This window comes from Hydrogenophaga sp. OTU3427, assembly GCF_038440225.1.
GTDB lineage: Bacteria > Pseudomonadota > Gammaproteobacteria > Burkholderiales > Burkholderiaceae_C > Hydrogenophaga.
Window position 1 is genome coordinate 48,262 of the sequence record NZ_JASATI010000024.1, and the last position, 12,103, is coordinate 60,364.

Here is a 12,103-nt window from a genome sequence, read left to right on the forward strand (position 1 = left end):
AAACATTCAGGGCGGACTGAGCAGGCGGGAGATGCGCGCGGCGGCCACGATGGTCATCTGAGTCAGCGCGTGTTCCTGGTCCTGCACGCGGGAGATCGGCGCCATCAGCGTGATCGCACCGACCGCGTGCCGGGGCGCGGCGAACACCGGCGCGCTCACGCCCCAGACGCCCGCATCGACCTCGCCGGCGCTGGTGACGCAACCGGCCTGGCGGATGGCGGCCAGTTCGGCGTCGGCGGCCTGCCAGTCGGCGCCGCCGGGGGCGTGGAACACGTCCAGCACCGCGCGGCGCTGCACCTCGGGCAGGTGGGCCAGCACACATTTGGCCGAAGCCCCCGCACGCAACGGCACGCTGCGGCCCTTCTCGAAGGAGCAGCGCAACGAATGCTGGCTCTCGACCATGTCCAGGCAGACCGCGCGGTCGTTGACCGCCACGATCAGGCCCACACTTTCGTGCGACTGGCGCGACAAGGCCTCCATCTCGGGCCGGGCCACACGCATCACGTTGGAGGCGAGGTCGAAACCCAGGGCCAGCTGCAGGCTCAGCGGACCGGGTGCGTAACTGGCCTCGATCTCGGAGACGAAGCCCCAGTCCTTGAGCCGGGCCAGCTGGCGGTACAGCGTGCTGCGTGCCAGGCCTGTCTTTTGCATCAGTTCGGCGGCGCTCATGGCCCGCCCGTGCTGCGCCAGCACCGCCAGGACCTGAAGGACCCTGTCGGTGGCAGCCACGGAAGGCGATGCGCTCGTCAACATGGCGGCAGTATCAAAGCGTTCGCCCACCCGTCCAACCTTTCTTTCCCATTCTGTGGGAATTCAATTCCCTTTTTCAACCCAGGTTCAGCGCACCATGGGCAGCTTGAGGCCTTGCTTTTTGGCCGTTTCCACGGCCAGTTCGTAGCCGGCATCGGCGTGGCGCATCACGCCCGATCCGCAGTCGTTGACCAGCACGCGCGCCAGGCGCTCGGCCGCGGCGTCCGTGCCGTCGGCCACGATGACCATGCCCGAGTGCTGCGAGTAGCCCATGCCCACGCCGCCGCCGTGGTGCAGGCTGACCCAGCTGGCGCCACCAGCGGTGTTGAGCAGGGCGTTGAGCAACGGCCAGTCGCTGACGGCGTCGGTGCCGTCCTTCATGGCTTCGGTCTCGCGGTTGGGGCTGGCCACCGAGCCGGTGTCCAGGTGGTCGCGGCCGATCACGATGGGGGCCTTGAGCTCGCCGTTCTTCACCATCTCGTTGAAGGCCAGGCCGGCCAGGTGGCGCTCGCCCAGGCCCAGCCAGCAGATGCGCGCCGGCAGGCCCTGGAAGGCGATGCGCTCGCGTGCCATGTCCAGCCAGCGGTGGGTGTGCTTGTTGTCGGGGAACAGCTCCTTGATCTTGGCGTCGGTCTTGTAGATGTCCTCCGGGTCACCCGACAGCGCCACCCAGCGGAAGGGGCCCTTGCCCTCGCAGAACAGCGGACGGATGTAGGCGGGCACAAAACCGGGGAAATCGAAGGCGTTCTTCACGCCCTGGTCGAAGGCCACCTGGCGGATGTTGTTGCCGTAGTCCACCGTGGGAATGCCCATGGCCTGGAAGTCCAGCATGGCCTGCACGTGCACCGCGCAGCCTTGGGCGGCGGCGTCGGTCAGGCGCTTGTGCTGCGCCGGGTCCTTCTGCGCGGCCTTCCACTGCGCCACGGTCCAGCCCACGGGCAGGTAGCCGTTGATCAGGTCGTGGGCCGAGGTCTGGTCGGTCACCAGGTCGGGCTTGATGCCACCGGCCTGGGCGCGCTTGACCAGTTCGGGCAGCACTTCGGCGGCGTTGCCCAGCAGGGCGATGGAGACGGCTTCCTTCTTGTCGCAGTGGTGCTTGATCAGCGCCAGCGCGTCGTCGATGTCCTTGGCCTGCTTGTCCACGTAACGCGTGCGCAGGCGGAAGTCGATGCTGCTCTGCTGGCACTCGATGTTGAGCGACACGGCGCCGGCCAGCGTGGCGGCCAGGGGCTGGGCGCCACCCATGCCGCCCAGGCCGGCGGTCAGGATCCATTTGCCCGAGAGGTCGTTGTTGTAGTGCTGGCGGCCGGCCTCGACAAAGGTCTCGAAGGTGCCCTGCACGATGCCCTGGCTGCCGATGTAGATCCAGCTGCCGGCGGTCATCTGGCCGTACATGAACAGGCCCTTGCGGTCGAGTTCGTTGAAGTGTTCCCAGGTGGCCCACTTGGGCACCAGGTTGGAGTTGGCGATCAGCACGCGCGGGGCGTTGCTGTGGGTCTTGAACACGCCCACCGGCTTGCCCGACTGCACCAGCAGCGACTCATCGTCGTTCAGGTCCTTGAGCGAAGCCAGGATCTGGTCGAAACAGGCCCAGTCGCGCGCGGCGCGCCCGATGCCGCCGTACACCACCAGGTGCTGCGGGTTCTCCGCCACCTCGGGGTCGAGGTTGTTCTGGATCATGCGGTAGGCGGCCTCGGCGATCCAGTTCTTGCAGGTCAGCGTGCTGCCGCGCGGGGCGCGGACGACGCGGCTGGGGTCGAGGCGGGGGTCGGTGTTGGTGGTCATGTGGGCTCCTTGGGCGTGTGGGTGAGTTCAGGCGATGGCCGGCAGTGCGAAGCGGGCCGAGGCGATCAGCGCGCCCGTGCGCACCATGCCGATGGCGGCCTGCATGTCGGGCTGGATGTGGCGGTCGTCGCTCAGGTGGGGCACCTGGGCGCGCAGCGCGGCGTGCACGGCGGCCAGCGGCGTGCTGGTGGTCAGCGGGGCGTGGAAGTCGCAGCCCTGGGCGGCGCACAGCCACTCGATGGCGATCACGGCCATGGCGTTCTCGGCCATGGGCAGCAGGCGGCGCGCGCCGTGGGCGGCCATGGAGACGTGGTCTTCCTGGTTGGCCGAGGTCGGGATGGAATCGACGCTGGCCGGGTAGGCGCGCTGCTTGTTCTCGGACACCAGGGCGGCGGCCGTCACCTGCGGGATCATGAAGCCGGAGTTGAGGCCGGGCTTGGGCGTGAGGAAGGCGGGCAGGCCCGACAGCGCCGGGTCCACCAGCATGGCGATGCGGCGCTCGGCCAGCGAACCGATTTCGCAGATGGCCATGGCGATCATGTCGGCCGCGAAGGCCACCGGCTCGGCGTGGAAGTTGCCGCCCGACAGGGCCTCGCCGCCGTTGTCGCTGCTGAAGATCAGCGGGTTGTCGGACACGCCGTTGGCTTCGGTTTCCAGCAGGTCGGCCGCATGGTGCAGCACGTCCAGGCAGGCGCCCATGACCTGCGGCTGGCAACGCAGGCAGTACGGGTCCTGCACGCGCTCGTCGCCGCTCAGGTGCGAGGCGCGGATGGCACTGCCCACCAGCAGCTGGCGCAGCGCCTCGGCCGTGGCCATCTGGCCCTTGTGCTTGCGCAGCTTGTGGATGCGGGCGTCGAACGGCGCGTCGGTGCCCTTGGCCGCGTCGGTGGACAGCGCACCGGTCAGCAACGCCGATTGCAGCAGGCGCTCGGCTTCGAACAAACCGGCCAGCGCGTTGGCGGTCGAGAACTGTGTGCCATTGAGCAGCGCCAGGCCTTCCTTGGGACCCAGCACCACGGGTTCGAGGCCCACACTGGCCAGCGCCTCCACGGCCGGCATGCGGCCCGTGGGCGTGAAGGCCTCGCCCACGCCAATCATCACCTCGGTCATGTGGGACAGCGGGGCCAGGTCGCCCGAGGCGCCGACCGAACCCTGGCCAGGCACGACCGGAACCACACCACGGGCCAGCATGGCTTCGAGCAACGCCAGGGTGGCGGGCCGGATGCCCGAGGCACCTTGCGCCAGGCTGGCCAGCTTGAGCGCCATCATCAGGCGTGTGATGGCCGCCGGGGTGGCCTCGCCCACGCCAGCGGCGTGCGACAGCACGATGTTGCGCTGCAGGGTTTCGAGGTCGGCCGCCTCGATGCGCACGCTGGCCAGCTTGCCAAAGCCGGTGTTGATGCCATAGACCGGCTCGCCCTTGGCGACGATGCGCTCCACCGTGGCGGCGCTGGCGGCCACGGCGGCGGCACACGCCGGGTCGAGCTGGAGCGAGGCGCCGCGGTAGATGGAGCGCCACTGCGCCAGCGGCACGGCGCCAGGGGTCAGGATGAGGGATTCGTTGGACATTGTTTGCTCCTGTATATACAAGTTAGTATCAGCGAAAAGAATCATCCGCGCAAGGGGCCGATGTCAGGCGGCGATCAATGGCGGCTCAGGTCGACAGGGGATTGCCGTCGGAACGGTAGCGGCTGCCCAGGTGGTAACGGGTGGCGGGATGCAGGCAGCGCACCAGGGTCACGGGCACGCCGCGCGTCCAGGTGCGGCGCGTGAGCAGCAGGCAGGGCTGGGCCGGCTCCATCTGCAGGCGCGTGGCCTGTTCGGCCGTGGGGAGCACCGCGTCCACCACGTGTTCGATCTCGTCGAAGGGCACGTTGCGCACGAGGTATTCCGACGGCTGCTGCTGCTTGAAGTCCTGCAGCAGGTAGTCGGGCGCCACACGTGGGTTCACGTAGCGGTCCTCGAGCTGGATGGGCAGACCGTCTTCCATGTGCACACACACGGAGTGGAAGACCGACTCGCCGGTGCGCACGTCCAGCGCGGCGGCGATCTCCAGCGACGCTGCCACACGTTCGACCGTCAGCATGTCGCAGCGGTAGTCGTGGCCACGCTCGCGGATCTCGCTCGCGAGGTTGGCGATCTGCAGCAGGGTGGACTGCGGCTTCTGCTCGGCCACAAAACTGCCCACGCCCGCCACCCGCACGATGCGGCCTTGCTCCACCAGCTCGCGCAGGGCGCGGTTGACCGTCATGCGCGACATGCCGAAGCGGGCCACCAGCTCGTGTTCGGACGGCAGGCGGTCGCCGGCGCGCAGCGAACCGTCCTGGATCTTGCGCGAGATGAAGTCCTTGATCTGCTGGTACAGCGCGACCGACCCCGAAGCGGCGGCTTCGGCGGCGTGGCGCTGGGCACGGGCAGGGTGAACGGCGGTGGAGCGGGGCATGGCGAAGCGGCGTCAGTGGTCGGCAGTTGCCATGGATTCTGCGCGAATCTCTTCCGTCAGCTGGGCCTTCAAGTCCATGAACTCGGGCGAGGTCTTGATGGTGTAATGGCGCGGGTGGGGGAAGTTCACCGCCAGCTCGGTCTTGATGCGACCGGGCCGGGCGCTGAACACCGCCACGCGGTTGGCCATGAAGATCGCCTCGTCGATGTCGTGGGTGACGAACAGCACCGTCTTCTGGGCCGACTCCCAGATGCCCAGCAGCAGCTCCTGCATCAGCACGCGGGTCTGGTTGTCCAGTGCGCCAAAAGGCTCATCGAGCAACAGGATCTTGGGGTCGTTGGCCAGCGCGCGGGCAATGGCCGTGCGCTGTTGCATGCCGCCCGAGAGCTGCTTGGGAAAGTGCTGCTCGAAGCCGCGCAGGCCCACCTTGGCGATGAAGTAGTCGGCGCGTTCCTTCTGTTGCGCCTCGGGCAGGCCCCGTTCGCGCAGGCCGAAGCGGATGTTCTGCTCGATGGTCAGCCAGGGGAACAGGGTGTAGCTCTGGAACACCATGCCGCGGTCGGCACCGGGTCCGTCGACCGGCTGGCCGTCGAGCAGCACGCGGCCGGTGCTGGGGTGATCCAGGCCGGCGACGATGCGCAGCAGGGTGGACTTGCCACAGCCCGAGGGGCCCAGGATGGTGACGAAGTCGTTCTCGCGGACCTCGAAATCGACGGGCGTCAGCGCTTGGGTCTTGGCGCCCTTGGGGCTGGTGAAGACGCGCGAGACGCCTTGAACGGAGAGAATGGTTTTCACAGCGTGCTCCAGCCAAACAGGCGTCGGTTCAGCGCCTTGAAGGCAAAGTCCGACACCAGGCCGATGAGGCCGATGACGATGATGCCGAAGATGATCTGCCCGGTGTTGAGCAGGGCCTGGCTGTCGGTGATCATGTGGCCGATGCCCGAGGACGAGCCGATCAGTTCGGCGACGATGACGTAGGTCCACGCCCAGCCCAGCACCAGACGCAGGGTCTCGGCGATCTCGGGCGCGGCGCCAGGGATCAGCACGCGCCGCACGATGCCGGTGTTGTCGGCCCCCAAGGTGTAGGCGGCTTCCACCAGGTCCTTGCGGGCGGCGCCCACGGTCACGGCCACCATCAGCACGATCTGGAACACCGAGCCGATGAAGATGACCAGCAGCTTTTGCAGCTCGCCCAGGCCGGCCCAGAGGATGAGCAGCGGGATGAAGGCCGAGGCCGGCAGGTAGCGGCAGAAGGACACAAAAGGCTCGAAGAAGGCCTCGACGCCCTTGTGCGCGCCCATCGCGATGCCCAGTGGCACCGCCACCACGGCGGCCAGGATGAAGCCGCCGAACACCCGCCACACCGTCATCCCGATGTCGTGTATGAAGTTGAATTCGGTGAACAGCTTCCAGCCTTCCTCGGCCATGGTGATGGGGCTGGCCAGGAAGGTGGGCGAGACGTAGCCGCCGAGTGTGAAGAAAGCCCACACGGCGAAGAAGACGACGAAAAACCCCAGGCCCAGCAGCCACTTGGCGCTGGCGCTGACGGGCTCCAGCGGCGCCAGGCCGCGCCGCCGGCGCGGGGCCGGGGCGGCTGGCACCGCCACGGCGGTGGTGGTGCTCATGGTGCTCACTTGATGAAGCTGGTGTCGAACATGGCGTCGAAGTTGTCCGGCGCCTTGCGGATGACGCCTGCATCGAGCAGGATGGCGGCGGCGTCCTTCATGAAGGCCTGCAACTCGCCGGCGAAGAACTTCTGGTTGGCCGCCTTGTCCTGCCAGCGCAGGTAGGCCGAGGACTTGGCGAACTGCTCGCCGCTCTGCTTGACGGCGGCGCCCATGATCTCGTTGGCCTTGGCCGGTTCGGCCTTGATCATCTCCAGCGCGTCGAAGTAGGCATTGGCCAGGCCCTGGGCCGCCTTGGGGTTGGCCTTGAGCCACTCGGGCGCGCAGCCCACGGTGTCCATCACCATGGGGTAGTCCAGGGTGGTGGCCAGGATCTTGCCGGCCGTCGGGTTGGCGCGCACGGTGGACAGGTAGGGCTCGTAGGTCATGGCGGCGTCGTTCTGGCCGGTGACGAAGGCCTGGGCCGCGGGTTGGGGTTCCAGCGACACGGTCTTGACGTCCTTCATGCCCATGCCGTTCTTGGACAACATCCAGGCGAGGCCAAAGTAGGGCGCGGTGCCAGGGGCGCTCACCGCGATGGTCTTGCCCTTGAGGTCGGCAAAGGACTTGACGTCGTTGCGCACCGCGATGCCGTCGGCGCCAAAGGACTTGTCGAGCTGGAAGATCTGCACGATGGGCACACCGTTGGTGTTCCAGGCCACGTGGGTTTCCACCGTGGTGGCGGCGCACTGGATGGCCTTGGAGGCCAGGGCCAGGTGGCGGTCCTTCTGCGGAATCATCTTGATGTCCACGTCCAGGCCGTGTTTCTTGAACAGACCGGCCTTGTCGGCCAGGGTCAGCGGGGCGAAGCCGGTCCAGCCCGACATGCCCAGCGCCAGCTTGGTTTCCTGAGCCTGCGCGGCCGTGGACAGGGTGGCGGTCAGGGCCACGAGGGCCGCGGTTTTCAGGAGTGAGGTGCGCATACAGAACTTCCTTTGCAATAAGAACAACCGCCGCAGCGGTGGGGAAACCGTCTCCCTCGTGTCGCAGGATGATTCCTGTCTATACAAGATGCCGCCACAAGAAAACCGGTGACAAACGGCCTGAAACGCCAAGTTTGGCGGGGCTGTGGCACCGGTTCGGTGAATGGTGCCCCAGACCGGCGCGCCTTGCATCCGGACATGCACCAGCTTGTTGTCTATACAGATGTGTGCTAGCGAGGGTGGGCTTGCTCAGCAGTTTGCATGCCAGGCATCAGACAACCCCGGCCGGGCGGGCCTATTTCAGCCAGCCACGCTTGCGGAAGTACAGCATGGGCCCCACGGCGGAGGCGAGCATGAGCAGCAGCGCCGCCGGGTAGCCCCAGGTCTGGCTCAGCTCGGGCATGTGCTGGAAGTTCATGCCGTAGATGCTGGCGATCAGCGTGGGCGGCAGCAGGGCGACGCTGGCCACCGAGAAGATCTTGATGATCTTGTTCTGGTTGATGTTGATGAAGCCGACGGTGGCGTCCATCAGGAAGTTGATCTTGTCGAACAGGAAGGCGGTGTGGCTGTCCAGCGAGTCCAGGTCGCGCAGGATCTGGCGCGCGTCCTCGAACTGCTCGGCGCTGAGCATGCGGGTGCGCATCATGAAACTGACCGCGCGGCGCGTGTCCATGACGTTGCGGCGGATGCGGCCCGACATGTCCTCGTGGCGGGCGATGGCGGCCAGCACCTCGCCGGCCTTGTTGTCCGTCACGTCGCCGGCCAGCACCTGGCGGCTCACCAGGTCCAGGTCGTCGTAGATGTCTTCCAGCGTGTCGGCGCTGTACTCGGCGTCGGCGTCGAAGAGCTTGAGCAGCACTTCCTTGGCGTCCTCGATCAGGCCGGGCATGCGGCGCGCGCGCATGCGCAGCAGGCGGAACACCGGCACGTCTTCGTCGTGGATGGAGAACAGCACGCCGTGGCCGCGCAGTTCGGTGTTGTGCTGGTTGAGGATGAAGGCCACCCGCACCGCGCGCGGCTGTTCGTCGTCATCGATCAGAAAGTCGCTGCGGATGTGCAGCTCGCCGTTGTCTTCCTCGAAGAAACGGGCCGACTCCTCGATGTCCTCGTCCATCGCGTCGTCGGGGATGTTGAGGCCGAAGTGCTGGCGCACCCAGCGCCGCTCCTCGGTGGTGGGCGACTCCAGGTCGACCCAGATGGGCTTGAACTTGGCCAGTTCTTCCAGGGATTCGATCTCTTCCTGGAACAGGCGGCCATTGGCCAGGGTGAAGACGTTGAGCATGTGCGGGCTCCCGTTCGGGCATCGGTCTGTGGGGCCACCCGGGGGCGGGTGGTGGCTGGGGCGGGGGTGCTTTCAGCCGCCGGGCGCCGCTTCAGGCCCCGGTCCACACAAGCCGATCGGGGTCAGTGCCGCGTCACGGGAACTGAAAGCACACAACTGGGGGTGCTTTCCAAGGGGTTCTCCGGTCACAAAACTGGCGCGATTATGGCACCGCTGCGAGGCGGCGATGTGTCGAAAAATGCCTGCAGTTCGGCCTTGCGGGCGTAAGCGTCCTGCTCGCCCAGGGTGATCAGGGCGTTGACGAAGCCGGGCTCGAACAGCAGGTAGCTGGCCAGGGCGGCCGCGCTGGCGCCGGCACTGCGCTGGGTGTTGAGCGCGCCCAGGCCCACCAGGGTGTTGCGGGTGGCCGCGGGCAGCTCGCTCACGTGGCGCAGCGCGATCTCGTCGAGCGACATCGAGGGCTGCAGCGCGAGCACCTCGATCGGGCGGTAGGGCAGCGCGGCCGCCAGCTCGGGTGGCAGGCTGGCCAGGGTCTTGCTCACGCGCTGGGCCTGTTCGACGTCGGTCATCAGGGTGTCGTGGAAGACGCTGGCCATGGCGTGGCCGGCGATGGTGCCTGCGGTCGGTTCGGCGTCGGGCGCGCGGGCACCGCCGGGCTGGGCGCCGAGGGCGGCGCGCTGGGGCTGGCCGACGCCGATCACCAGCACCTTGCGCGCGCCGAGCTGGATGGTGGGCGACAGCGGCGAGAGCTGGCGCATGGAGCCGTCGCCGAAATACTCCTTGTGGCCGTTGACCCACAGGGGCACGGCGGGGAACAGGAAGGGGATGGCGCTGGACGCCATGAGGTGTTCGATGGTGACGGGCTGGAACTCGGCGTGGCGCCCGGGGCGGTGCCAGGGGCGCACGTCGAGGGTGGGCGCGATCTGGCAGAAGGTCCAGTGTTCGCCGGTGGTGTAGCTGGACGCGGTCACCGCCAGGGCCTGCAGGGCGCCCGACTGCAGGGCATGTTCCACCGCGTTGAGCTCGACGGCGCGGTGCAGCGTGTCCACCAGCGGCAGGGTGTCGAGCAGGGCGCGGTAGGTGCGGACCTGACGCGCCAGCGTCAGCCCGGCCAGCAGGATGTTGCGCCGCACCCAGCTGGGCGCGTTCAGCCGGTAGACTTGGGACGAGCGCAGCTGCCGCCAGAAGGCCGCCAGCCGGGGCAGGCCACCCCACCCCAGCGCCACCTGGCTGGCGAGGTAGGTGGCATTCAGGGCCCCGGCCGAGGTGCCCAGCAGCAATTGGAAGGGAAAGGCCTCGGCGGCGCCGGCCGGTTTCATGTGGGCCAGGGCCTTGAGCACCCCCGCCTGGTAGGCCGTGCGCGCGCCCCCTCCCATCAGCACCAGGGCCATGCCCGCCCCCGGACAGGCGGGGGGCGGCGCATTGGGCAGGCGCGAGGCAATCAGGGTGTCGAGCGACATTGTTCGGCTCCGGCCATGTTTTTATAAGGGAGAACCCACCATGACGACCGCCGCTCACGGCCGCCGCCGCGAACTGGGCCTGCTGCTCACGCTGGCCGGTATCCAGTTCACCCACATCGTCGATTTCATGATCATGATGCCACTGGGGCCGCAGCTCACGCGGATCTTTGGCATCAACGACGCGCAGTTCGGCCTGCTGGTGTCGGCCTACACCTTCGCCGCGGGCGCCTCCGGCCTGCTGGCGGCCACCTACGTGGAGCGATTCGACCGCAAGAAGCTCCTGCTGACGCTCTACGTGCTGTTTGCCCTGGCCACGCTGGCCTGCGGGCTGGCGCCCACCTACGGCCAGCTGGTGCTGGCGCGCGTGGCGGCGGGGGCCTTTGGCGGCGTGTTGTCCGCCCTGTCCCAGACCATCGTGGGCGACGTCGTGCCCTTCGAGCGCCGGGGTCGGGCCATGGCGCTGGTGATGTCCTCGTTTTCGGTGGCCACCGTGGCGGGCGTGCCACTGAGCCTGTGGCTGGCGGCGCACTTGGGCTGGCAGGCGCCTTTTGTCGCCATTGCCTTGCTCAGCGGGGTGTTGGCCGTGGGCGCCCACCTCACCCTGCCGCCGCTGCGGCAGCACCTGCGCCCGGGCGGCGCGCTCACGGCGTGGCAGGGCATCGCGCAGGTGCTGCGCGATGCCAACCACCGGCGTGCCTTCGTCTTCTCGGCCTTGTTGATGTTCACCGGCTTCACCGTGATTCCGTACCTCACCATCTTCATGCAGGCCAACGTGGGCCTGCGGCAGGACCAGATTCCCCTGATTTACCTGTTTGGCGGCGTGGGTTCGCTGGTGGTGGCCCGCGGGGTCGGGCGCCTGACCGACCGGCTGGGCAAGCCGCGCATGTTCCGCTACGCGGCGCTGGCGGTCATCGTGCCCCTGCTGGTGCTGACCTCCCTGCCCAGCCTGTGGCCCGGTCCCCAGGTGCCGCTGTGGGCGGTGCTGACCGCCACCACCACCATGTTCGTCACCATGAGTTCGCGCATGATCCCGGGCATGGCCATGTTGACGTCCGCCGCGCAGCCGCATCTGCGCGGCACTTTCATGGCGCTGAATGCATCGGTGCAGTCCGCCGCCATGGGGCTGGCGGCGCTGGTGGGTGGTCTGATCATCGCCCGCGACGCGGGCGGCATGGTGCAGCACTACGGCTGGAACAGCGTGGTCGGGGGGCTGGCCAGCGTGGCCAGCGTCGTCATGGCCTTCCGGCTCGCCCTGCACTCCACGCAGTCTGACCCAAAGCCGGCGGTGGCGCAAGCAAAGGCCCCCTGATCGCATTTATGTTGCAGTGCGGGATTGCGCACCCCGGGCAGACGGGGCATAGTGAAAGCGAAGGTCTCGTGTGGCCGCCGCTCTTTCCCGGGGCGGTGGTCGTGTCAACCCAGAGCATAGGAGGCTCTTTATGAACTTGACGATCAGCGGTCATCACCTGGAAGTTACCCCCGCCCTGCGCACCTATGTCACCAGCAAGCTAGACCGGATCTCAAGGCATTTTGATCAAGTCGTCGACATCAAGGTCCTGTTGACCGTCGACAAACTCAAGGAAAAGGACCTGCGCCAGCGGGCCGAATGCAACATCCACGTGAAAGGCCGCGATCTGTTCGCGGAAAGCTCCCACGCCGACCTGTACGCCGCGGTCGACGAACTGGCCGACAAGCTCGACCGCCAGGTGCTGCGCTACAAGGACAAATCGCAGGACCACCACCACGAGGCCGCCAAGCGCGTCATGTGACGTTTCTTTGCTGCACTGCAACAAGCC

The 12,103-nt window shown here is 67.6% G+C and carries 11 protein-coding genes; 2 read left to right on the plus strand and 9 right to left on the minus strand.

The window, feature by feature from the left end; all coding sequences use genetic code 11:
* Window positions 1-6: 6 nt before the first annotated feature.
* The 9 genes from AAHB17_RS14750 to AAHB17_RS14790 form a co-directional block, all read right to left on the minus strand.
* Window positions 7-753 carry an IclR family transcriptional regulator gene (locus AAHB17_RS14750; protein ID WP_342131386.1) on the minus strand — a complete coding sequence of 249 codons (747 nt, stop codon included), beginning with the start codon at window positions 751-753 and terminating at the stop codon, window positions 7-9.
* An 84-nt stretch (window positions 754-837) separates the two neighbouring features.
* Window positions 838-2,535, minus strand: a complete 1,698-nt coding sequence (hutU, locus tag AAHB17_RS14755) for a urocanate hydratase (protein WP_342131387.1) — start codon at window positions 2,533-2,535, stop codon at window positions 838-840.
* Between the two features lie 27 nt (window positions 2,536-2,562).
* Window positions 2,563-4,104, minus strand: coding sequence for a histidine ammonia-lyase (gene hutH / locus AAHB17_RS14760; protein ID WP_342131388.1), 1,542 nt, complete (start codon window positions 4,102-4,104; stop codon window positions 2,563-2,565).
* An 85-nt stretch (window positions 4,105-4,189) separates the two neighbouring features.
* Window positions 4,190-4,978, minus strand: a complete 789-nt coding sequence (gene hutC / locus AAHB17_RS14765; RefSeq protein ID WP_342131389.1) for a histidine utilization repressor — start codon at window positions 4,976-4,978, stop codon at window positions 4,190-4,192.
* Between the two features lie 12 nt (window positions 4,979-4,990).
* Window positions 4,991-5,773, minus strand: coding sequence for an ABC transporter ATP-binding protein (locus tag AAHB17_RS14770; RefSeq protein WP_342131390.1), 783 nt, complete (start codon window positions 5,771-5,773; stop codon window positions 4,991-4,993).
* A complete protein-coding gene (locus AAHB17_RS14775; protein ID WP_342131391.1) occupies window positions 5,770-6,603 on the minus strand; it encodes an ABC transporter permease in 834 nt (277 codons plus the stop codon). Before AAHB17_RS14775 ends, AAHB17_RS14770 begins: the two co-directional genes overlap by 4 nt.
* A gap of 5 nt (window positions 6,604-6,608) precedes the next feature.
* Window positions 6,609-7,565 carry an ABC transporter substrate-binding protein gene (locus AAHB17_RS14780; protein ID WP_342131392.1) on the minus strand — a complete coding sequence of 319 codons (957 nt, stop codon included), beginning with the start codon at window positions 7,563-7,565 and terminating at the stop codon, window positions 6,609-6,611.
* A 295-nt stretch (window positions 7,566-7,860) separates the two neighbouring features.
* Entirely contained in the window at window positions 7,861-8,847 is a 987-nt protein-coding gene (gene corA, locus AAHB17_RS14785; protein WP_342131393.1) for a magnesium/cobalt transporter CorA, read from the minus strand.
* 185 nt (window positions 8,848-9,032) lie between these two features.
* A complete protein-coding gene (locus tag AAHB17_RS14790) occupies window positions 9,033-10,307 on the minus strand; it encodes a patatin-like phospholipase family protein (protein ID WP_342131394.1) in 1,275 nt (424 codons plus the stop codon).
* 40 nt (window positions 10,308-10,347) lie between these two features.
* Here AAHB17_RS14790 and AAHB17_RS14795 point away from each other — a divergent pair, with 40 nt between their 5' ends.
* Together AAHB17_RS14795 and hpf are read left to right on the plus strand one after the other, a co-directional pair.
* Window positions 10,348-11,616: an MFS transporter gene (locus AAHB17_RS14795; RefSeq protein WP_342131395.1), complete on the plus strand. Its 1,269-nt coding sequence runs from the start codon at window positions 10,348-10,350 to the stop codon at window positions 11,614-11,616.
* Between the two features lie 130 nt (window positions 11,617-11,746).
* On the plus strand, window positions 11,747-12,076 hold the full coding sequence (hpf, locus tag AAHB17_RS14800; protein WP_342131396.1) for a ribosome hibernation-promoting factor, HPF/YfiA family: 330 nt from the start codon (window positions 11,747-11,749) through the stop codon (window positions 12,074-12,076).
* Window positions 12,077-12,103 lie beyond the last annotated feature (27 nt).